The sequence below is a fragment of the Fictibacillus phosphorivorans genome (genome assembly GCF_023715845.1).
Lineage (GTDB): Bacteria > Bacillota > Bacilli > Bacillales > Fictibacillaceae > Fictibacillus > Fictibacillus phosphorivorans_D.
Map to the genome: position 1 here is coordinate 91,809 of NZ_JAMBOR010000006.1, position 21,720 is coordinate 113,528.

Below are 21,720 nucleotides of genomic sequence, written 5' to 3' on the forward strand. Positions count from 1 at the left end.
CGGCATACTTTTCTTCATAGGGAATAATTATTAACTCATGTTCCAACTGGTTACATCCTTTCGTCAGGCTGCATTACAGAGTGTTTATTTTTTGTGTACAAGCGTTTTCTTATCAACTAAACGGCAAGTCTGAATATCGAGTGACCATAACCCGGCGTTCAAAATGACTTCCGATTGTTTAATCTCTAATTTCTTTTGGAATAGTGGACCGTCTAACACAAAGGTATGATATTCTCCGAGTTCTCCCATCGCACAGCATTCCGTCTTAAGGATGTCTTCATAAAAACGTTCATCCAACATTCGTCCGGCCCATGTTTGGTCGAAGTGTTCGGAAGAGGCTCGGCAAACAACTGCCTCATATCCGGATGAAATGAACTCATGTAATAACTCTGAAGCTTGATCCTGCTTAATCCATACTGGAAACAATGGTTCCAACCCTGCCTGCACGGCCACTTGCTCATTCCATTCGCGGTCCGATTCCATATATAAACTGCCAAAACCGATGGCTTCCACTCCATAATTTTCTTTCAACTCAACGAGTGACTTTTTTAATGATGTTTCATAGTCTCCTGCAGAATTTACTAAAACCAATGGCAAGCCTAATGCTTCAGCTTGTAATCTTAAAATCTCTAATTGAATGCCATGCGCATGATTGCGGGCATGTTCCTTGGATACCATCGATAACAAACAGACCATTTCATGCTTTTCTTTTAGTAACTGATCAAGAGCTAGGCAGCAATCTTTTCCGCCACTCCAGCAAACCGCTGTTTTTTTCATCTCATTCTCCTAAACTTGTTATTTAAGACTATTATACAGTCCAGCTTCCTACTTCCATAAAAAAGCGCACTTCTCAAAAGAGAAATGCACTTAAGGATGAACTCTATTTATTTGCCAATCGCTTCATTAGCCTCTTTATATTTCTGGTTCGCTAGTTTATTCATCTCAGAAATATAGTCTTCGATCTTGATTTCCCCTTTTACAGAGGCTTCGAGTAATTGATGCATGTTTGCATTTGGATGGTCTTTGATCTTCACGCCTGTTGGCGCTTCCCATCTGGATTGGACATACCCGGGAACGGGTTTTACAGGTTCAATGATCGCATTATCTAAATTCTCATAGGCCTTTCTGATCCCTGGAAGATCTTGAATCTCAAAATAGGCATCTAGGACTTCTTTATCGGTCGTAAGCGGTACACCGTTTAAGGCTTTGCCTTCCTTTGCAACAAGGTCAATCTGCTTTAAATATCCTTCTTTGCCGAAGGTCATCCATTTCGTAAATAGAAACGCTTCTTTTGCATGCTTGGTCGTTTTGGAGATTCCGATATAGTCATTTGCCACGACTGTTCTCCCGCCAGGAATCCCGATGAAATCATAATCAAAATCGAGATTTTCAGCGTACGCAGGAATTGCCCATGTGCCATCCCATACTAATCCCAAGCCCCCTGAAGCCCAAACTTCACCAGGATGACTTCCGTTAAAGTTGCCTTTTTGTTCATCGGTTAACGATTCATACGCATGGTTATTCGTCGTGATGCTTTTTGCTAGATTCAGGCCACTGATGAACTCTTTGCTATCTAAGTGATAGCCTTCCTCTGTATAGGTATACCAGCCGAGAGAATCACTCACTGCAGCCGGATACCAGTCAAGAATCGCTAACGGATTATTGGTTCCGATCTGTCCCTTACTAATGTTCGTCATGTTTTTAACCGAATCCACAAACTGATTGATACTTACACCATGTTCAGGTGCGTCTAAGTTCGCTTCGTTGAATAGATCTTTGTTTACAAAATACCCCAAGAACTGCTGTCCTGCTGGTAAGGCATAGATCGCGTCTCCATAGGCGGCCGCGTCTCGGACCACTTCAGGTACTTTCGCATAATCTTCATCATCCTTCGCAAGATCGGCCACATCTAACACCCAATCGTTTGCTACAGCAGTCGGAATATCTGAAAGGTTAAATACATCAGGCATCGCTTTGGCACTTGCCGCAGCAGCTAGCCCGTCGTTCCATTTATCATTTGGGATCGACTCTACGATTTTCACTTTAATGTTAGGGTACTTTTTTTCGAATTCTTTAATCATTTTCCTCTGAATGTTTTGCTCTTTTTCCGTACCTACACCCCAGCTCGCATATGAAATGGTCACTTTATTGGCATTATCTTCATTTGCTTTTCCACCTTCTTTGGATGCGTTGCACCCTAGAAGCATCACGATTGTTAACAGTGATGCCAAAAACTTTAACCGTTTCATGATCTGCCCCTCTTTTCGAAATCGACTTTTATTAGTTAGCCAAACCTTCACGTTCTACGTTGTAATCGTTTACAATTTCTTTTTCAGTAGATTTACTCTTAGGGAGGACAACCTGAGATTTGGAATGCTCAATGACTTCTTCAGCTGTCACTTCTCTTTCTAAGCGGTCTGATAAGTAGATCCCTTCACTGATCAGCATCGTTTGAAGCGCGATTTCAGCAGTCGGCAACAAAGGTACCCTGCCCTGAAGTGCTGCGACCCAATGACTTTGGGAAGAATCGTAAGCACCTGTATTCTCTCGGAGCTGGTGCCATCTGTAGTCCGCTCCTCCGAGGTCAAAGGTTGCGTCCATATCCATATCACCGACGATCGTATGGTAGCTTAACGGCGCGTTCGCCCCATTCACCTTTCCGTTAAAAGTGATTCCCCCTTTGTTTCCAACGATACTGCTTCCTCCCAAGCCGTTCTGATGGATCGCCCATGATTCGATGATATCGAGTGTGAGACCACCTTCAAACCTTACAAAACCAAGACCAAGCTCTTCCACGTTAAAGCCACTGATCTCTCTTCGTTTTTCATCCATCTCCATCTCTTGATACGTTTTACCCGTGATGGTCTTCACTTTTGGCAGGTTCATGAGATACAGAAGCTGAGAGATTCGATAGACACCCATGTCAAAGAGAGCTCCACCTGCAGCGATCTCCTTCTGGTTGAATTCCTTCGTTCCATATCCGTCCACGTACGGTCTTCCGCGCCGTCTGAACCCCGTAGAACGAGCATGATACAACTTCCCGAGCTTCCCTTCATCGATCAAGACTTTTGCCGCTTTCGTCTCCAAACCGTAAAGGAAGCTCAATTGAACATGCAGCATCTTCCCGTATTCTTTTGCCGCATCGATCATCCGTTTTCCGTCCACATAAGATCCCGCGATCGGTTTTTCACAGTATACGTGTTTACCTGCTTTTAAAGCGGCGATTGTGACCGGTGCATGGAGGTTATTGTGCAGACATACATCGACCGCATCAATATCGTCACGCTTCAGCATTTCCCGGAAATCTGTGTACGTATCAGGAATCTTGTAGTTCTCTGCGACCGTCTTCAGTTCTGTTTCATTAAGATCGCATGCCGCTACTACTTCTGCCCCGTCTAATTTTGCATACTCATCCAGATGGTTTTTCCCTATGATTCCAACACCAATGATTCCGATCCGAACTTTTTTCATAGGATTAAACCCCCACTTCTTTCTTCTTGTTCGCCTGCATGTTCAACCACGTGTTACGAGCTGTCGCCAGTTGCCACGCTACCTGGCTGTATTCATTTACACTGGAGTGATGTTCAATTCCGAGGTACCCGTCATACCCGACGTCCTCTAAAATCTGCAGTTTCTCCTCGCAATTCGGAATCACCCATGCTGCGAGATGCGTATGGAACGCATATTTCGCACAAAGGCGGTCCCCGTTTTCTTTGTCAACGTCCCAGTTATCAAAATGCAGGAGGATTCCGAATGATGGATGGTCGACAGCTTCGAACACTTTTCGGATGTTCTCAGGGTCTCTTGAAGCTCCCCAATGGTTTTCAGGACCTACTTTAAATCCGCAATCATGCGCGATCTTCGCATACTCTTGGTAACGTTTCACCGTATATTCAAACTGCTCTTCCGTCATGGTAAGGTCTCTTCCGCCCATATCGATCCTAACGGTACGCGCTCCCAAGATCTCAGCGGCACGTAAATTCTTTAAGGCATTTTGATACCATTTCTCCTTGGCTTCCGGGTTTGGATCCCATACTTCCGCGCAATCCACGCACAGGTTAGCGAGTTCCATCTCCTTCTCGTCCATCGCTTCTCTTACTTTTTTCAAATAATCCTCATCATAGCTCTGCAACATCATGTTCCAAATATCTGCTGTGTTCAGATGATACCGGTATTTTGCGCTTTCAAGATAGCCGAAAACATCCATTTTCCCTTGGTTCATCAATCCGTGAAATGAATACGAAGCAACTGTGTATTTCATCTAACCCCTCCAAATTTTTTGATGGTTATCGCATACATGGTTTGGATAATTCTTTACTTCCTTCGACATATTTCGAGATGAACAATTCAAAGCTATTCGATTAATTTTGGAGAATTCACTACTAAACTCCTAAATCATTTCGCCTCTTTTCTCTAAAATAGTATCTTTCTGATAATTTTGATAATATCAAGAGAAAGGAAATCATGGAATAAACAAAACTGTGTAGATTTGTATAATTTACCACTAAAATTTTAATGGGGATGAATTGGATGAATATTGAAGGCGTTTATCATGATGTCAATCCGAAGTGGCATATAAAAAAAGACCGGGGGTGTGCAACACTCGTTTATGTTACCCAGGGGAAAGTCGTGTACTGGATTCAGGGAAATTACGTGGAATTGGAAAAAGGAGAAATCCTCTATATCCCTCCTAACATCGACCGGGCATGGGAAAATCATGCGGATGAATCGCACCAAAAATATACTGTTGTTTTCACATGGGAGGAACATGTACTAAAGAACACGCTGCATTTTACAAAACAAAACGGTGTCTATCGATATAAGACCTCCAATACGCCCTACTATGAACAACGTTTTTCAACACTCTATACACAAACATTATGGAAGAAACCTTATTTCGAACTGATGTCCGAGTACGTCTTATCTGAACTGTTCACCCAAATCGCGCAAGAATCCTCTGAACAAAGAGCGACTCCTGCCAAAGAACGGATCGCCCGCGAGATCGAGGACTATCTGTTGCGTCATTTCCGAAGAAACGTCACGATCGAAGAACTAGCTGACTTAGCAGGGGTAACACCAAACTACGTATCCGTCTTATTTAAAGAGGTCATGGGCAACACCCCCATCCAGCATCTGCATCAGATCCGGATCAACACGGCACTCAATCTACTAAAGAACACACAGATGACGATCAACGAGATCGCCGAATACCTCGGTTACTGTGACCAATCGTATTTTAATAGAATGTTTAAGAAGTGGATGGGAGTCGCACCGAGTCATATTGTTTAATTGGTATTGTTTACTGGTGAATGGATAGAGCAAATAAATATTGCGCAAGAAAATAGGTGGACATGACAAAATAGTGCCGATATCGTAAGGGTTGGATAAACCGATCCCAAGCGAGCGTTGCATCTGAAAAATAAAAGAGGAGAGCGGCTGTGATGAGAAGCGGATTTCCGGTTAAAAGGGACACCCAAACCATACCGGTAATCAGCATGATGTACAGGAATACCGCTGCACTCAGTGAACCCCTGCCTTTAAACCTTTTTCTTTTTAGAATTAGAATGAAAAATAGAAGTGCAATTACTTGTAAACCAACTGTAAAAAACGAACTGACTGTTTGCTGAAGGTTTATTTGAAGGAAAGCAATGATGTAGCAGACATGTGCGATAAGGAATGAAAACAGACCATATAGAAAGCGATCTTTAGGCAACATCAAGAAGATGTCACCCATTAACGAAAATACCAACCCAACAATCACCCACCAGGCATAAGGAGAAGACGTACCGGTTAAGGCAAAAAGGATGATCAGCAACATGGTTCCTGGTTTTAATAGATAAATAAGCGATTGATTTTTGTGCTTGATTGCCCAAAGGTATGTTAGAGAGGAAAGCAGAATGATTGCGGTAAAGAGGCTAAAGATCATCGTTATACTAACTCCTTCACTACCTATAATCTAGTACTATATTGTTCCTATTTTAAGAGAAATGATTACTTATTTTACCATTAAACGGAATTTCTGTCTTATTCACTTATAAGGTATTTCATGAAATAATCATAAAAATAGGTGCACTTCTTCTTAAAAGAAATGCACCATTTTCATCTCATCCATATAATTTTACAAGATCACTGAAAGTATCAATCGATTCATCGTATTCCTTTACCTGTCCAAATCCATATTTGGCATAAACAAATGGAATTCCTGCGTATCTTGCTGCTTTTAAATCTCCCTCTGTATCGCCTACATAGATGGGATCCGTTAAGTTATTCCTTTCGATTATCAGTTTGATGTTCTCTCCTTTTGAAAGTCCGGTCCTACCTGGATTCTCAAAATCTACGAAATACCTTTCGAGCTTATGAAATTCGTAAAAGGATTCGATGTATCCATCCTGACAGTTGCTCACGATAAAAAGCTTGTATTTTTCTGAAAGCTTCTTCAGTACTTCCTCTACCTGCGGATACAGTTGACCACCTTGCCTCTTAATATATTCCTCTTCGGCATCACAGCACTCTCGACTGACTTGATCCCGAGTCTCCTCATTTACATTAGGGAATAACTTTGCACTGATCTCAGGCATTTGCAATCCCATCACACTTTCAAAGTCAGCACGTGTAAGTTCCCGGTTAATTTGTCCGTGTTTCTTGATACGGTTATTCCACGCCTCTATAACGGTATCGATCGGATCCCAAATGGTCCCATCCAGATCGAAGATGATACTATCCATTGATTCCTTCACCTCTTTGTTTTTTACAGCTTAAGGTCCTGTACCCGATGAAACAACCTCGTAACCTTTATCCTTTTTCTTTTAAACCGTTCTTTCCAGTTTTAACTTAAACTCCGGCTTTGTCACATAATCCTTGTAGTGAACGCTTTCATTTTTTTTTAAGAAATCTTGACACCGAGCTCGGATTGCTTCGTTTTTCACAAAATCTAATACGTGTTCGATCGGCACCCAGCGGCTATCCGTTGTTTCCCCTTCTTGTATGGCCAGTTCTCCACCGACTGGCTTACAGACGAAATCAAACATCACTTTTGTCGGGATATGTGTTACCCCATCATTCCCTATGTACTCACATGTGTTGGAATAAACGCCTGAGAGGTGTGAGACCTCGACCTCGATCCCGCTTTCTTCCTTCGTTTCTCTTACCACCGCATCCATCAGGCTTTCCCCGTTTTCCACCTGCCCGCCTGGAAACTCCCAACTTCCACGTTGTGTTTTTACCAATAGAATATTCCCTTGATCATCTTCTACCCATGCACCTACAGCTACGATATGTGTCGGCATCGCCATGCTTGTTCCCTCCTATCAATCTTGCTTTCTCTTACTAGCATAGTATCAATTTCAATATTTTTACATAACGGGGAGATGACAAATGCATGATAAAAGATAGATGACGACTCACTGATGAAGCATCTTCTTTAATAGATTCGTGATTTCATCTAGAGCTTGTTTAGCCCCCTCTGTTGTTCCGATCATGTTGATGAAGCTATGGACGAGGTCGTTATAGTGCATATGCTCGACTAAAACATTTTCATTTCTTAAACGGTCGCCGTAAGTGAAAGCTTCGTCTCGTAACGGATCAAACTCAGCTGTAACGATCAGCGTTTTTGGTAGACCTTTTACTTGATCTGCTTTTAATGGTGAAGCAAAAATCTCTTCACCTTCTGATGGTTCGTTTAAATAGTGGCCCCAAAACCATTTCATTTTTTCCGTTGTAAGGTTGAACTTGTAATTGGCTTTATAGGACATCGTGTTGAAATTATAGTCCAGTACAGGCGTGATCAAGAACTGATGAGACAGTTTGAACTCACGATGATCTTTTAGATATAGTGCAGCGGCAGCAGCCAAATTTCCGCCTGAGCTCTCCCCGCCAACCGCGATCCGGCTGAGGTCTCCATTTAAATCGTCCACATGGCGAAATGCCCATTTAACAGATTCAACAGCGTCTAAAAACGCTGCCGGATATTTATGTTCAGGAGCGAGGCGATAACCGACAGACACGATTACAGTCTCTGCATGTTTAGCGAAATAACGGCATACGTTATCACAGCTGTCGAGGTCACCAAAGACCCAGCCCCCGCCATGAAAATAGACGAGAACAGGGAACGGTCCCTCTCCACTCGGTGTATAGATGCGAACAGGGAGATCATGTCCGAATGAAGTCGGTATATTTGTATTGGTTACTCGCACCCCATCCACATGAACAGGTGCAAAATATTCTCTCGCGATTTTGTAAAACACTCGTGACTGCTCTGGCGTCAGGATATCAAGAGGCGGGTGTTTGAGTTCGCTCATTTTTTTGTTGATGGTGTTGAGAAGGATCGTGATTTGCAGGTTAACCGCTGATTTTACCGCCATCCGATCAGATCCCTTCTCTTTTCGACCGTTGTGATGGATCGGATCATCTCGACTTCTACATTTCTTTCTTTTAATCGGTTCATAATGGCATCGCGCTCACCTATGATTAATGATGCTTTTTTATGCGGAAGGTCAAATTGGCCGAGTACTTCACCGCCGAGTTCTTTTAGGATCGGAATGATGATCCTGTTCCGAACATCTGGCTCCCCGATGATTCGTTTTGCTCCAAAATATTGGTAGAGAAAGATGATCATTGCTTGGATGATGGAAAGTCCGTCTTCTTTATTGAGAAAAGGACGTGGACCGATCAATAAGTGCATGCCAAGATCGCCTTCTTTATATTCGTAGTGGTTCTGGATTGGATCTGCTTTTATGTCATAGGCGATGAGGTAACACGCTGGGATACCATTAAACGTTCCTAGAAATACTTCTTTATGGTCAGCTTCGATCGAGTTACGCAGCCATTGTTTGAATTCCGGCATCGGAAGGTTCAGTTTCCAAAACGGTGCGATATGGCTCTTATGCATCCATTCATAAAGCGTTTTCAAATCTCGGTCAAAGTCAACAGGTCGAAAATTGAAACGATTAACTTGATCTCCTTGTTTCACTTTAAATTCAGTTTCATTCTGTGTTTTTAGCATAGCTTTTGGCCCCTATCTATAAGTGATAATGATTCTCAATATCATCTATAATGATTATAAGAATAGAGGACAATTACTGTCAACCAACCTTTTGACCTATGTATCTATAAAATTAACTCTCCTAGATTTTATTGGTGATAAAAGTAAAGAAGAAATACCATCATTAGTATCTCCTCTCATTATTTGAATTGAATTTTTTCAATTGCTTTGAATTCCTCAATGTGGATCAGTGGTGGTTCTTCATCGTTCTTTTTTAATTTCCAATTCATGTAACCTATAAGCATTGAAAATATAATAGCACCTTGCCACTCTATCTTCATATTCACCATCAAGGTATCTAATAAAATAATGATGGCTAACGTCAATCCTGCATCCAATAAAAATGAAAACAATCCTTTACTGGATGGAATAATATCAACAGATTTTAATGCTTTTGGTATCGCATTTGCTAGTAACGAGAGTGGTATTTCAAGTAACAAATATAAAACAAAAAAAGACACTAAAGATCCAATCGAATCAAAGTGTAATCCAAGTAATCTCAAAACGATAAACTCAAAAAAGATGATACCTAGTAAAATCATTAATACATAAACGAACAGATAACTATTGTTTTTACTCTGTTTATATGAGGCACTCCCTTTGTTTTAAATTGTGGACTACTATATTTGATGTTAGTACGATTATTGATCTAACGTCCATTCTATAATTAGTTGTTATTAAGTTTTTGATATATTGTAAGGGCCTCGGTTAAAAATTTCTTGTTATAGTTTGATTTTTCATGAATAACTTCGACCCAGTGTTTTATAGAATCTGTCCGATCTCCTTTGCATAAACCTTCATTCGTACTGAGAAAGCTCTCCCAGTTATAAAACTCCCAATGTGCCACTTCCGATTGATAAGCGATTCTGCATTCAAATAGTGGATAAGGATATATGTAGTTCTGTGAAAACTCCGCTGCCTGCATGAAGTCCTTCATCTCGATAGGTTCCAGATTGAACGTTTGTGCAGATTTTTTTCCGTTCGGTCGGTGGTAAAAAATTTCAACATTGACGTTGTTCTTGGGTTGGACTTGGATCTTTGCTCCTGGAAAAAAGCCATTCAGTTTCTCATTGGTGTAATTTGCAGCATCTGTATCCACTAAAATTGGGGTCAACCATTGGTCCCCAAGGTCACACAAGTACCGAGATCCGTTTTCGTCCAGTGCAAGAACGGCCGCATGAGCTTCTTCGGTATGAAATTTCGAACCGATCGGATAAGCTTCAATGCCATCCTTTTTATATTCATCCAGCAGCCAAAGTGCCAAATCAAAACAGTTCCCCGTCATTCCATACTGTTCCCGATGTTCTTTCATCAAGGATACATCCCTTTGTTTCTTCTTAGTCCCTTGATCTAAATGCCAAGCTTTCGTCAGAGTTTCCATCGGAAAACGGTCGAACTTCTTCCACGTATCTAAGAGGCTTTTTGCAGGTTTCACTTAGACACCTCCATCAGCACTAATTAAGCGATATTGTCCGCCTGATGCGGACAATATCGCCTAAAATGTATTTGTCTGGGGTCTGTCCCCCCTAGCGTTCACACGCATAGTTATCTTTATCACGGTCGTGCTTCGGAGCGTACGCTGGATGAGTGGACGGTACTCCGTTCGGGTACACCTTTCGAAGCTCTGTACAGTTTTGAAAGAATTCTGCTTTTGGTGCTGGTGTTGCTGAAGCCGCTGGTTTTGGCGCTGGCTTCGTTGCTGGTTTAACACTTGAAGTAGATGAACTCGGTTTTGAAGGTGTGGTTGAAGCAGTCGTCGTACTCTTCTTTGGATCGAGATCACCTTTCGTCGTGCCGTTGCTACCGTATGCCCATAATCCTGTCTTTTTTGCTCTTGCTTCACGAGCAAACTTCACAAAATAATCGCTATACTTCACATCTGGTGAATACGTTGATGGTTCTGCGTAGCCATTTAACACTAACTTCGCGTTAAACATCTTTTCTCTTATCTCTTTTTCACTCATCACATCGGTTGGAAGACTGAGCCAGATCAGTCTTAGATAACGATTGTAACGATCAGTATCAGATACATCTTTTTGCATCCAAACTTTCTTTCCTGTCAACTGAGCAGATGTATAATTGCTGGCTTCTTTCCCGTATTGTTCGTGTCTTGTTGTTGTCTCTGGTGTATTGACACCTACAAGACGTATTCTTCTGCCGTCTGATAATTCTAATGTGTCTCCATCTACGGCACGGTAAACCGTAACCGCTTCTAGATTGAACTTGTTCGCGATTTCTTTTTGTTGTTTTTCTTTTGCTTCGGCCTTGGCTTTCGCTTCCGCTGCTTCTTTCACTTTCGCCTCTTCTTCAACCTTCGCTTTGGCTGCTGCTTCTTCTTTAGCTTTCGCTTCAGCCGCTTTCTTTTCTTCTGCTTCTTTTTTCACTGCGGCTGCCTTTTTTTCTTCCGCTTCTTCCTGCGCTTTTTCTTTTTCTTCGTTCTTCTCTTCCTTACTTGCTAACTGTGTCTTTGTTGCAGTTTCTTTAGCCGTCTCTTCAACTGGTTCTGCAAAGATTACGGTTAGAATAACAGCTACTATCAATCCGGATGCTGTAATCCACCCTGGTTTTGAAAAGGTCACGTAACCCTTTTGTTTTTGATCACTCAAATAGATTCCCAATCCTGCGATTAACGTTCCGATCAATGCCCATGGCGTCAGAATAGCAAAAAATAATGTAAACAGGATCGCGATAGTAGCGATTATTAATCTTACAATTTTCATTTATCTACCTCTTTTAGTTTATTAGTTTTTTCTTTTCTGTTTGAAACTCTTCTTCTGTTAAAATGCCTTTTTCTTTTAAAGAAGCAATCTGATCAAGTAATTTGTATTTGGAGTTACTTTTAGATTTCTTCCGGAACTCTACGATCTTTTCCTTTACTGCTTTATAAAACTCTCTAAACGGTTCATCATCGATAATGTCATCAAACTTTCTTCTACTGCGTCCGTAGTCTATATATAGTTTCTTAGATTTAAATCCGTCTTTTGCTAATGATATGCCCTTCATTTTGGCATAATCATATTCCTCAATGTACGTATGATTACCTTTGACGACAGCAAAGATCAACTTTTCTTCAGAAGCGATCAATACCCCCTTAATTTCGCGCTTCTGTGTCCTTTTATATTCAGCCTGGATGACGCCTAGTACTCTTTCTTCCTGCTTTAAGAGATGTGCATTCACATACTCGAAGGTGTCACTATACGATGAGTAGGTTAATATTTTTGCCATACTTGGATCTGGTCCAAAAAAACGCTCTATCTTCTGAAGTTTATTAACTTTTTTTCTTTCCTTCTCCAAACGCTTCTCTTCTCGTTTCTTTTCTTTCTCTTCTCTCCAACGTTTTGCTTCTTCCACACGTCTCTTTGCTTTTTCCTGTTGCATTCTTTCTCTTTCCGCTTTTTCTTCAGGTGGTAGTTCTAATAGACCGAGGATTTTTTTCAAAAAGCTCATCATAACCCCTCCTTGTCATATATATGAAAAACTTCTGTAATATTAAAGTAATAAAACAAGAAAATAATAACATAAATCCTCTACCATGAACATAGTTATATTGATATAATTTTAAAATTCTTTTATATAAGACACCAAAATAAAAGCTCGGGCCTTGTGAGCCCGAGCTTACCGTTGACTTGCATTTAAATTGGATTCGTATAAATCGATAATTTCTAAGAAACGTTCTGCTTCTCTGAAGGTATGATCGGCTAACAGAGGATGGATATTACTTTTAATTTTGCACGCTTCTATAAGCTCTGTTGCTGTTTTCTTAAAATCTCTCAATGACGTAACAGATACTTTATTCTGGTCTAAGAATTGGCTCAGAATTGGTTTTGTTTCCGATTGTGGGCGCATCGAATCTAAATCGATCGCTTGAAAGAGCAGTTGGTCAAAATCATGACTAAACTCTCTCGCTAGATCGACTAGCTTTCTCTCAGACGGATCTAAGAGATGTCCGATAAACTTCGCATGATCTGCCATGATTCTTAAAAAGAATACATTCTCTTGAATCACTTCATTGGCTTTAGGAACCAACACGCCTTGATTTAGTTCTTTTAACCGGTTGGCAAAATAAGCCGCTTCCCTGCTAATATGGTCAACCAGTAATGGAAAGTTGTTTGTGCGTATTACACAGCGCAAGGTTAGATCTAATATCTTCCGTTTATAGCTCCAGATCTGAACCGCAGCTTGATAGACCTCTGTGTTAAAAGCTTTAACCTGATTCAGATCGGAGTTTTGATTAAACCTGGCTAACTTCTCTTCAATTCTTTCGAACACCGTGATAAACTGTTTGGCCTCGTTGATCAATTGCTGCTGTTCATAGGTAAATCCTAAGCTTAGAAATAAGGCATGTTCTTTCATAATCCTGGACCAGAATCGAATTTCGTCTAACGATCTAACCACAATCGGATCCGCCATTTTATCCCCTCACTCTTCTCATATCCCTATCCATGTATATTATTCTTTTGGATAACTATTCCCAAAAAGTAAAAAAGCCCGTTCTCTGGCTATAGAGAACAAGCTTTTTTAGGATTAGGTTCCGCAATACGTTCTATATGGTTCTCCTGTTTTAGGAGGTAGTTGGCAATATTCCTTTTGTTCCGGTGAATACGCAAAAGGATTTGATAGTACTTTTACTAGATCCTCCATCACACTGAAATCTCCATCTTCCACCGCTGCTTCTATTGCTTCTTCGACCCGATGGTTTCGTGGAATAATAGCCGGATTGCTTTTTCGCATTAACTCTTCGGAAGACTCTTTGGATTCTTCCTGTCGTTCCAGTCGTTCTTGCCACTTTTTATACCACTTTTCAAATTCAGGGGCAGAAAAAAGTGCTGTGTTTTCCTTTTTCCCTATCGTTAGAAGACGGAAAGTGTTCGTGTAGTCCGCAGAATGTTCATGCATGAGGTTAAGAAGTTCTTTTATTAAGGTTTCATCTTCTTTTTCTTCATTAAATAGACCCAGCTTTGCTCTCATTCCCGCCATCCAGTTGCTGTTGAATTGTTCGCCATAACCGGATAATGCCTCCTGAGCCATTGCCACCGCTTTATCCTTATCTTTATCATAGAACAGTTGGATGAGGGTCTCTGCAAAACGTGCAAGGTTCCATGCTCCGATACCCGGCTGGTTTCCGTAAGCATACCGGCCCTGGACATCGATCGAACTGAACACAGTTTCTGGATCATACGTATCCATGAACGCACATGGGCCATAATCGATGGTTTCCCCGCTGATCGTCATGTTGTCCGTGTTCATTACCCCATGAATGAACCCGTTGAGCTGCCATTTCGCGATCAAGGAGGCCTGACGTTTTATTACTTCTTTATAAAAAGTAAGGTATTTAAATTCATCGTCTTTGATTTTTGGATAATGTCGCTCAATGGCATAGTCAGCAAGAGCTTGAAGTTCTTCAATACTTCCCCATTGACTTGCGAACTCAAATGTACCTACACGCAGGTGACTGGAAGCGACGCGTGTCATAATCGCACCAGGCAGATCTTCTTCACGGATGACGGGTTCACCTGTTGTAACGACAGCAAGGCTGCGTGTAGTCGGTATACCAAGTCCATGCATAGCTTCACTGATGATGTATTCGCGCAGCATCGGTCCAAGAGCAGCACGACCGTCTCCGCCACGGGAGTAAGGCGTCCGTCCGGATCCTTTTAGCTGGATGTCAAATCGCTCTCCCCCCGGTGTGATCTGCTCACCAACCAAGAGTGCACGTCCGTCTCCTAGCATCGTAAAGTTGCCGAACTGATGTCCCGCGTAGGCTTGGGCAAGTGAAGCTCCGCCTTCCGGAACTTTATTGCCCGCGAACACGTTAACCGCTTCTTTTTCTTTAAGAAGATCGGGGTTTAATCCAAGCTCTTTTGCCAGAGATTCATTCAACACCACTAGTTTTGGTGCTTCAACAGGGTTTGGATTGATGATCGAATAAAATTTATCAGGCAGACTTTCATAACTGTTATTAAAATTCCATCCTATTCTCTGTGTCATGATGTCTCCTTTCTTCTACCTATATTTTTAAAACCTATTAAATGTGGATTCGATTTCTATTTTCACAATAACACAACAGGGTTTGAATTGAAGCGCATTCTGCCTCACCATTATTCCCTTATCCTCAAAAAAAATAAACGCCTCAATGAGATGAGGGCGTTTTGATTGATGCTTAAAGATGGGATGTTTTTTTCCCTTTAAACATTCTTTTGGTTTTAGGTAATGACACTTTTTTAAATGAATATACATAAGATTGGAGCTTATTGTTTATATAGAGGGGAGGGCTAAAGATGGCGAATAAACCACGGCAGCTGCAAGAAGGGGACACGATTGGGATTGTTACGTTAGGAAGTCCGCTGGATGCCCAAACGATTAATCAGGGAATCAATATGCTAAAAGATATGGGCTTTCAAGTAATCGTTGGTGATCACGCCTATTCCGTTAGTGGTTTTCTCGCGGGAACCCCCGAACAGCAGTCCGCGGACCTGATGGCCATGTTTCGAAATCCCCAAGTTAAAATGATCCTGCCAACAAGGGGCGGTGTGGGAGTGGCCAGCATCCTTCCTTATCTCGACTATCCCCTGATCAGCAAAAACCCTAAACTCATCTCGGGTTACAGCGACATCACGATCCTGTTGAATGTTCTTTATCAATATGCGAATCTCGTTACCTTCCATAGTTTGATGCTTCTCGATTTTAAACCAGGTACCCCTCCCTATAACTATAACCAGTTCTTTAACGCCATTACTCGACTGACTGCACCTTGGCCGATTACCAACCCTCCCGAAATGCAGCTTGTGAGTAAAGTGCCTGGAAATGTAACGGGACCGATCGTTGGCGGTAACCTCACATCGTTTGTAGGCACGTTAGGAACTCCTTATGAGATTGACACGAAGGGTAAAATTTTATTCCTTGAAGATACACATGAACCGGCCAACACGATATTCCGATACATCAACCACCTGAAGCTAGCGGGTAAATTTGATGATTGCATCGGAATCCTCATCGGGCAATGTTCGAACTGCGAGCCTGCGTACGGGAAAACGTTCGAAGATGTAATCGATGAATTTATCGTTCCGTTGGGCAAACCATTAATGACGAATATCGCGAGCGGACACGGATTATATAAAGCAGCGATTCCTTTCGGAGTAAACGTGAACATGAATGCGACCAATCGTACCCTTACAGTGATGGAACCTACTGTGATTGCTTAGTTTTTTGATGAGGACTAAAAAATGCACTTCTCCTTTTAAAAGGGAAAAGTGCATTTGTTATTAAACGGCTATTTTTGAGGGATATCACAGCCATCGTCATCACAGCTTGCTCCGTCTTGATCGTTGAGTGAAGTAACTTCATCCTCCGCGATAATTTTTTTCAGCGCGTTCACAAACACATCCGTCGGTTGCGCACCAGTAAGGGCGTATTTTTTATTGATCAAAAAGAAAGGGACGCCTGTGATGCCATACTGTTGTCCGGTTTTCTGGTCAGCACGAACCTCGTCAGTCAACTCATCACTTGCTAGCATTCTCTCGACTTCTTCCCGGTCCAATCCCACTTCAGCTGCAAGCTCCACTAAGGTTTCATGATCTCCAATATGTTTGGACTCGGTAAAGTATGCACGCAGGATGCGATCTGTCATCTCATGCATCATGCCGTGTTTCTTGGCAAGCATCGTCACACGGTGGGCATCAAACGTGTTGGTTAAGACCAAGGTATCAAAGTTAAATTCTACCCCTGCTTCTTTTCCCATCTGTACCATGTTCGCTGTGTTCGCTTTGGCTGTTTCAATACTCATGCCGTATTTTTTAGCGAGTTTTTCGTACATGTTGTCTTTGACATCGCGTGCCATCGTTGGATCCAATTCAAAGCATCGATACGTCACTTCGATCGGATGGTCAATCTGCTTAATAGCGTCCTCCAGACGCTTTTTGCCAATATAGCAGAATGGTCAAGCGAAGTCTGTCCACATTTCAATATACATAAACGATTCCTCCAATCGCTGTTCTCATCTTCAACCTTTAGTATAAGAGGAATTGAAGGATATTACACGTGATGTGATTTTTGTATGTTCCCCTAGCTTCTTTTCGAATCAGTAACTAAGGACAGGAAGACTCCATATTTTAATATGAGGAAATCAGGTAAAGATTTTCACGTCATTTTGCAATCGATCTTAACTCTTAATAAAAAAATAGAAACAGTCGAGGAGGTGTTCTCTTTGGATAATAATAAAAATAATAAGCAACCATTGAATCTGGACGGCTTAAGTACGGATGATTTTCATGTCAGTGGCGGAACTCCGCATCATCCGCAAGGTTCGCGTGAACAAGATCCCCGTCTCATCATCGGAACTTGTGTAGGCGTTTGTGTCATCGGGATCTGTTTTAACTTCTGCGGAGGTTGTGGCGGATGTTTCGGTTGCGGCGGATGTGCTCGTTGCGGTGGCTGTGCCCGTTGTGGCGGATGTGGCGGCCGCTGTGGTGGATGCGGCGGACGTTGTGGAGGACACTAAGCCGATCGCGAGACAAAAGATAGCTATTTTCATTAAAAAGGATAGAAGCTGGCTCAAAAAGGTTCCTAAAGTGGCCTTTTGTGACAGCTTTTTTTATTTGTGAGAGGATTTTTGAAGGGTAACCTTGCATTCTAGGGTCCGAATGTAGCAAGTTGAGCGAAAAACGGCATTTTTGAGCGAAACGGGCACTAGTTTGAGCGTAGCAAGGGCATTTTGAGCGCAGCTGGACATGTTTGAGCGAAACGCCAATGATTCTGCGCGAACGTGTAATAAATAAAAGAACACGTACCGTAAAACCACTCCCTCAAGTCTTATCCCAACAGCCATCACTACTCCCCCCAACAAAAAATACATAATGGACAACAGCTCCCCCATATGAATAGATGATGAGCTTTTTTTTGGAGGAGTGGTTCTATGGATAACGTAAATCCTTCTATGTGTTTAAAGGTAAAAAAAGATCTTTTCATTTATCCAGAAAAAAATAGGGGAGTGTACCTCAGAAACAATGTCACCTCTGTTCGCATGGAAGGAAGCACGATCGAAAAGTGGCTGGAACGGTTAATTCCTATGCTCGATGGCAGTCTGACACTTGCCGAAATCACGAATGGTTTGCCGGAGCCCTACCAAGAGCAGGTGTATAAGATTACGGATGTTTTATTCAAAAATGGATTTGTGCGGGATGTCAGTCAGGACCTTCCCCACGAACTTCCCGATCTCATTCTAAAAAAATACGCTTCGCAGATCGAATACATCAATCATGTAAAAGACTCTGGTGCGCATCGATTTCAAGCCTATCGGAAGACAAAAGCAGCGGTTATCGGTTCTGGTCCCCTACTTTACTCATTTGTTCGTGCGTTGATCGATTCCGGCCTTCCTGCGTTCCATATCTTTCCCACTCAAAAAACCGATGAAAAACGGCTGAAAAAACTGATCGAAGAAGCGAAATCCACTGATCCCGCTACTAACATTTCTATTACACCATTAAAAAATGAGGAAAACATGCAGCCGTTTGAATGTATCATCTATGGATCAAATGGTGATGATTTAGATCAGCTTCGCGCGACACACGATTTCTGCAAGAAGCAAGGCAAGCTCTTTTTACCCGTTACGATTGATAAAAGGGCTGCTTTTGCGGGACCGATGGTTTCAATAGAATCCAAAGCATGTTGGGAATCCGCTTATCGCCGGCTGCAACATAAGGAAAATCACTCCCCTTCGTCTACCGCAATTTCCATGCTCGCGAATGTTGCGGTTTTTGAACTTTTTAAGACGATTACCGGTGTGCAAGACAAGAATGAAGACAGCTTGATCTACAGATTGAACGTAGACACACTCGAGGGCAGCTGGCATCCTGTTCTTCCACATCCTCATGTGGCTAAAACGATCCATGCAGCGCCTCTACCGGATCCGCTTCTGCACATGATGGACACTACTAAACCACAAAAGGATTTCCAGTCGCTGTTTTATCAGATCACGTCAAGAGAGACCGGTATTTTTCATACGTGGGAAGAAGAAGATTTGCGGCAGCTTCCGTTGTCCCAATGCAAAGTGACGGTCGCCGATCCGCACATAGAGATCGTCTGTTCAGGTATTACGCATGATGAAGCGAGAACAGAAGCCGGTCTTTCAGGGCTCGAAACCTATGTAAAAGGATTATACCGGGAGATCATGCCTTCCTTGGGCGTTGGTGCTGGTCAAACGGCTGTTGAAGGGATGTGTAGAGCTCTTCAGAACCATCTTCACGAGACATTTGTAAAGATAAAGAAATATGCTGCTCTATCTAAGTTGGATGTAAATGCTGTACAAGATGAGAGATGTCACTTCTTACTCCAATCGTTGTCTGCCTGTTGTCCAGGAACCAAACTTTATCGTGGTGCTGATGAGCTCGGCTTTCCTGTAATCTGGGTGCAGACCGATCATTACTGGTATGGAAGCGTGGGTCTGAATACGAAAACTGCTGTAGAGCGCGCACTAAAAACCGCTTTAATCGATATACAAAATATAGATAACCCATTTAACCCTTATGGCATCAAAGTACATTCCGTTCCCATACAGGCGAAAACTGATAATCTAACATTCACTGATCAGTCCCCACAAAAAACCTTCACTTTAGCTCTTGAAACCCTAAAAAAGAATAATGTTCGGGCAGAATTTTTCCTGCTGCAAGCTGAAACGATCCTCGCTGAACATACTGCCGGGATTTTCGGTGTCACACTATGCGAGGAGGGACAGACATGAAGCACTCCATCGCGATCATTGGAGACGGGAAGTTGGCTGACTATGTATCTATGAATTTAGGTGGAACCTATTCGATTACGCGTTGTCCATCTGTGAAGGAAGCTCATCCGAATCACGAAAGTCTAGCATTGTTTCTTCACGATTCTTGGGATCCTATCGAACATGTAAAAGCGGAAGAAATGTTGCGATCGAGCGACATCCCCTGGCTCCGGGCATTCTTTTCGTTTGGTGAAGCGATCATCGGTCCCCTTGTCCTGCCTGATGAACCCGGCTGTTCCCAATGTGCGGATTCTCGGCTTTTTATGACCGCCACAGACCGAAGAGAACTTTTTCAGATAAAAGAACACACGATGAATGAAACTAACCCTTCTCCAGATCCTTGGGGAACAAATTTTGCAATCTCTCAAACTTCCTTACTCATTGAGGATGAGGTCCATCGCTTTTTTAATGAAGAAAAACCGCAGACTGCTAGGCACATCCAGCTCATGCACTTACAATCCTTCAGGCTGTCTCGTCATTTCTTTTTGCCTGACCCGTATTGTTCAGTTTGCTCTGAACTTCCAGAGGATACTGCGGATTCTGCAAAAATTACGTTAAAATCAAGCCCGAAAACTTCTCCGGAAAGTTACCGGTGCCGTTCGATCGACGAACTTCAGAAGGTGCTAAGCAAAGACTATCTGGACGGCCGGACAGGTATATTGAATTTCAAGCGCTACGACTACTTGTCCCCTTTTGCTGATACGGTCGTCAACCTTCCGTTGCTCTCAGGCAATGAGTTGAACGCGGGACGAACACAATCTTATGCACATAGTGAAATCTCAGGTATTTTGGAGGGACTTGAGAGGTATTGCGGCTATGCGCCGAGAGGTAAACAGACCACTGTGTATGAACCGTATTCAAAGGTTGAAAAGTATGCGCTGAACCCTGAGTCGATCGGTCTTCACACGAAGGAACAGTACGAGCGGCCGCATTTTCCATTTAAACCGTTAGACCCTGACCGTCCTGTTCATTGGGTTTGGGGGTATTCGTTAACAGAAGAGCGGCCGATTCTCGTACCTGAAACGTTCGCGTATTACAGCTTAGGTGGCGGAGAAGGATTTGTATACGAAACTTCTAACGGGTGTGCGGTCGGCGGCAGTTTGGAGGAAGCAATCCTGTACGGAATCTTCGAGGTCGTTGAGCGAGACGCATTCCTTATGGCGTGGTACGGACAGCTCCCTATTCCTCGTCTCGACGCGAAGACGATTGATGATGCAGAGCTTCAGCTCATGCTTTACCGCCTTCAACATACAACAGGCTATATAATCGAGCTTTTTAACGCAACGACGGAAAACGGCATCCCAAGCATTTGGGCATTGGCCAAGAACACGAAAGATGACGGATTGAATCTGCTGTGTGCAGCAGGCGCCCACCTCGATCCGAGCCGAGCGATCAAAGGAGCGGTTCAAGAACTCTCCGGCATGCTCTTGAACATGGATGATGTGTTCAAAAAAGAGCAAAAAAAATTCGAAGAGATGCTTCATGACTCGTACCGTGTCCGCCATATGGAGGATCATTCGATGCTGTACGGTTTGAAAGAAGCGGAAAAACGAATGTTCTTCCTGCTCGATAAACGGATGAAAAGAAGTTTTACAGATGAATTCCAACCCGTCCGGCAAACGGTTGATCTGATGGACGATTTACAAGAAGTGCTGGATAGGTTTAAGAGTCTAAACATGGATGTCATTGTGGTGGATCAGACTGGACCCGAACTAAAACGAAACGGACTTCATTGTGTAAAAGTGGTGATTCCCGGCATGCTACCGATGACATTCGGTCACCACCTAACTCGGCTAAAAGGACTGGATCGCGTTCTGACTGTTCCGGCCAAACTGGGGTATGTGAAACAGCCTCTCACATTTGATGAGCTTAATCCGTATCCTCATCCTTTTCCATAAGCCGTTGA

Annotated in this window: 21 protein-coding genes; 5 read left to right on the forward strand and 16 right to left on the reverse strand. The window is 42.6% G+C overall.

Annotated features, from left to right (window positions below; all coding sequences use genetic code 11):
- Positions 1-84 precede the first annotated feature (84 nt).
- The 4 genes from M3206_RS06975 to M3206_RS06990 form a co-directional block, all read right to left on the reverse strand.
- Positions 85-777, reverse strand: coding sequence for a diphthine--ammonia ligase (locus tag M3206_RS06975; protein ID WP_251311796.1), 693 nt, complete (start codon positions 775-777; stop codon positions 85-87).
- A gap of 107 nt (positions 778-884) precedes the next feature.
- Positions 885-2,249 carry an ABC transporter substrate-binding protein gene (locus M3206_RS06980; RefSeq protein WP_251311797.1) on the reverse strand — a complete coding sequence of 455 codons (1,365 nt, stop codon included), beginning with the start codon at positions 2,247-2,249 and terminating at the stop codon, positions 885-887.
- Between the two features lie 31 nt (positions 2,250-2,280).
- Positions 2,281-3,471, reverse strand: a complete 1,191-nt coding sequence (locus M3206_RS06985; protein ID WP_251311798.1) for a Gfo/Idh/MocA family protein — start codon at positions 3,469-3,471, stop codon at positions 2,281-2,283.
- A 4-nt stretch (positions 3,472-3,475) separates the two neighbouring features.
- On the reverse strand, positions 3,476-4,261 hold the full coding sequence (locus M3206_RS06990) for a sugar phosphate isomerase/epimerase family protein (protein WP_251311799.1): 786 nt from the start codon (positions 4,259-4,261) through the stop codon (positions 3,476-3,478).
- 269 nt (positions 4,262-4,530) lie between these two features.
- On the opposite strand from M3206_RS06990, the gene M3206_RS06995 reads away from it, so the two are divergent.
- Complete coding sequence (locus tag M3206_RS06995) at positions 4,531-5,289, forward strand: helix-turn-helix domain-containing protein (RefSeq protein ID WP_251311800.1); 759 nt, start codon at positions 4,531-4,533, stop codon at positions 5,287-5,289.
- Positions 5,290-5,299: 10 nt separating this feature from the next.
- Here the strand turns inward: M3206_RS06995 and M3206_RS07000 are convergent, their stop codons facing one another.
- From M3206_RS07000 to M3206_RS07050, 11 genes are all read right to left on the reverse strand, one after another.
- A complete protein-coding gene (locus M3206_RS07000; protein WP_251311801.1) occupies positions 5,300-5,926 on the reverse strand; it encodes a lysoplasmalogenase in 627 nt (208 codons plus the stop codon).
- Between the two features lie 178 nt (positions 5,927-6,104).
- Positions 6,105-6,725 carry an HAD family hydrolase gene (locus M3206_RS07005; RefSeq protein ID WP_251311802.1) on the reverse strand — a complete coding sequence of 207 codons (621 nt, stop codon included), beginning with the start codon at positions 6,723-6,725 and terminating at the stop codon, positions 6,105-6,107.
- 81 nt (positions 6,726-6,806) lie between these two features.
- Positions 6,807-7,292 carry an NUDIX hydrolase gene (locus M3206_RS07010; protein ID WP_251311803.1) on the reverse strand — a complete coding sequence of 162 codons (486 nt, stop codon included), beginning with the start codon at positions 7,290-7,292 and terminating at the stop codon, positions 6,807-6,809.
- A gap of 108 nt (positions 7,293-7,400) precedes the next feature.
- Complete coding sequence (locus M3206_RS07015; protein WP_251311804.1) at positions 7,401-8,360, reverse strand: alpha/beta hydrolase; 960 nt, start codon at positions 8,358-8,360, stop codon at positions 7,401-7,403.
- Positions 8,351-9,001 (reverse strand): GNAT family N-acetyltransferase, encoded by a 651-nt coding sequence (locus tag M3206_RS07020; RefSeq protein WP_251311805.1) that lies wholly within the window; start codon positions 8,999-9,001, stop codon positions 8,351-8,353. The genes M3206_RS07015 and M3206_RS07020 overlap by 10 nt, the downstream gene beginning before the upstream one ends.
- A gap of 179 nt (positions 9,002-9,180) precedes the next feature.
- Positions 9,181-9,543, reverse strand: a complete 363-nt coding sequence (locus tag M3206_RS07025) for a YrvL family regulatory protein (protein ID WP_251311806.1) — start codon at positions 9,541-9,543, stop codon at positions 9,181-9,183.
- 164 nt (positions 9,544-9,707) lie between these two features.
- Positions 9,708-10,475, reverse strand: coding sequence for a hypothetical protein (locus M3206_RS07030; RefSeq protein ID WP_251311807.1), 768 nt, complete (start codon positions 10,473-10,475; stop codon positions 9,708-9,710).
- A 91-nt stretch (positions 10,476-10,566) separates the two neighbouring features.
- Positions 10,567-11,760 (reverse strand): thermonuclease family protein, encoded by a 1,194-nt coding sequence (locus tag M3206_RS07035; protein ID WP_251311808.1) that lies wholly within the window; start codon positions 11,758-11,760, stop codon positions 10,567-10,569.
- A 13-nt stretch (positions 11,761-11,773) separates the two neighbouring features.
- Positions 11,774-12,487, reverse strand: coding sequence for a hypothetical protein (locus M3206_RS07040; RefSeq protein WP_251311809.1), 714 nt, complete (start codon positions 12,485-12,487; stop codon positions 11,774-11,776).
- A gap of 168 nt (positions 12,488-12,655) precedes the next feature.
- Positions 12,656-13,450: a DUF2935 domain-containing protein gene (locus M3206_RS07045; RefSeq protein WP_251311810.1), complete on the reverse strand. Its 795-nt coding sequence runs from the start codon at positions 13,448-13,450 to the stop codon at positions 12,656-12,658.
- A gap of 114 nt (positions 13,451-13,564) precedes the next feature.
- Positions 13,565-15,028 carry a protein adenylyltransferase SelO gene (locus tag M3206_RS07050; protein WP_251311811.1) on the reverse strand — a complete coding sequence of 488 codons (1,464 nt, stop codon included), beginning with the start codon at positions 15,026-15,028 and terminating at the stop codon, positions 13,565-13,567.
- A 290-nt stretch (positions 15,029-15,318) separates the two neighbouring features.
- Here M3206_RS07050 and M3206_RS07055 point away from each other — a divergent pair, with 290 nt between their 5' ends.
- Entirely contained in the window at positions 15,319-16,242 is a 924-nt protein-coding gene (locus M3206_RS07055) for a S66 peptidase family protein (protein WP_251311812.1), read from the forward strand.
- A gap of 68 nt (positions 16,243-16,310) precedes the next feature.
- Here M3206_RS07055 and M3206_RS07060 read toward each other — a convergent pair whose 3' ends face one another.
- Complete coding sequence (locus M3206_RS07060) at positions 16,311-16,964, reverse strand: DsbA family oxidoreductase (protein ID WP_349774002.1); 654 nt, start codon at positions 16,962-16,964, stop codon at positions 16,311-16,313.
- Between the two features lie 279 nt (positions 16,965-17,243).
- On the opposite strand from M3206_RS07060, the gene M3206_RS07065 reads away from it, so the two are divergent.
- The 3 genes from M3206_RS07065 (at position 17,244) to M3206_RS07075 (ending at position 21,712) form a co-directional block, all read left to right on the forward strand.
- The gene (locus tag M3206_RS07065) at positions 17,244-17,537 is read left to right on the forward strand and encodes a hypothetical protein (protein WP_251311813.1); all 294 of its coding nucleotides are present in this window, start codon (positions 17,244-17,246) and stop codon (positions 17,535-17,537) included.
- 414 nt (positions 17,538-17,951) lie between these two features.
- A complete protein-coding gene (locus tag M3206_RS07070; RefSeq protein ID WP_251311814.1) occupies positions 17,952-19,775 on the forward strand; it encodes a bacteriocin maturation protein in 1,824 nt (607 codons plus the stop codon).
- Positions 19,772-21,712 carry a TOMM precursor leader peptide-binding protein gene (locus M3206_RS07075; RefSeq protein WP_251311815.1) on the forward strand — a complete coding sequence of 647 codons (1,941 nt, stop codon included), beginning with the start codon at positions 19,772-19,774 and terminating at the stop codon, positions 21,710-21,712. Before M3206_RS07070 ends, M3206_RS07075 begins: the two co-directional genes overlap by 4 nt.
- Positions 21,713-21,720: the final 8 nt, after the last annotated feature.

Bases quoted from the DNA above. Each gene is read 5' to 3' on its own strand.
- M3206_RS07070 (WP_251311814.1), top strand. From the start codon at position 17,952: ATGGATAACGTAAATCCTTCTATGTGTTTAAAGGTAAAAAAAGATCTT.
- M3206_RS07010 (WP_251311803.1), bottom strand. From the start codon at position 7,292: ATGGCGATGCCGACACATATCGTAGCTGTAGGTGCATGGGTAGAAGAT.
- M3206_RS06980 (WP_251311797.1), bottom strand. From the start codon at position 2,249: ATGAAACGGTTAAAGTTTTTGGCATCACTGTTAACAATCGTGATGCTT.
- M3206_RS07045 (WP_251311810.1), bottom strand. From the start codon at position 13,450: ATGGCGGATCCGATTGTGGTTAGATCGTTAGACGAAATTCGATTCTGG.
- M3206_RS06990 (WP_251311799.1), bottom strand. From the start codon at position 4,261: ATGAAATACACAGTTGCTTCGTATTCATTTCACGGATTGATGAACCAA.
- M3206_RS07055 (WP_251311812.1), top strand. From the start codon at position 15,319: ATGGCGAATAAACCACGGCAGCTGCAAGAAGGGGACACGATTGGGATT.
- M3206_RS07005 (WP_251311802.1), bottom strand. From the start codon at position 6,725: ATGGATAGTATCATCTTCGATCTGGATGGGACCATTTGGGATCCGATC.
- M3206_RS06975 (WP_251311796.1), bottom strand. From the start codon at position 777: ATGAAAAAAACAGCGGTTTGCTGGAGTGGCGGAAAAGATTGCTGCCTA.
- M3206_RS07035 (WP_251311808.1), bottom strand. From the start codon at position 11,760: ATGAAAATTGTAAGATTAATAATCGCTACTATCGCGATCCTGTTTACA.
- M3206_RS07040 (WP_251311809.1), bottom strand. From the start codon at position 12,487: ATGAGCTTTTTGAAAAAAATCCTCGGTCTATTAGAACTACCACCTGAA.
- M3206_RS07000 (WP_251311801.1), bottom strand. From the start codon at position 5,926: ATGATCTTTAGCCTCTTTACCGCAATCATTCTGCTTTCCTCTCTAACA.
- M3206_RS07075 (WP_251311815.1), top strand. From the start codon at position 19,772: ATGAAGCACTCCATCGCGATCATTGGAGACGGGAAGTTGGCTGACTAT.
- M3206_RS06995 (WP_251311800.1), top strand. From the start codon at position 4,531: ATGAATATTGAAGGCGTTTATCATGATGTCAATCCGAAGTGGCATATA.
- M3206_RS07050 (WP_251311811.1), bottom strand. From the start codon at position 15,028: ATGACACAGAGAATAGGATGGAATTTTAATAACAGTTATGAAAGTCTG.
- M3206_RS07015 (WP_251311804.1), bottom strand. From the start codon at position 8,360: ATGGCGGTAAAATCAGCGGTTAACCTGCAAATCACGATCCTTCTCAAC.
- M3206_RS06985 (WP_251311798.1), bottom strand. From the start codon at position 3,471: ATGAAAAAAGTTCGGATCGGAATCATTGGTGTTGGAATCATAGGGAAA.
- M3206_RS07020 (WP_251311805.1), bottom strand. From the start codon at position 9,001: ATGCTAAAAACACAGAATGAAACTGAATTTAAAGTGAAACAAGGAGAT.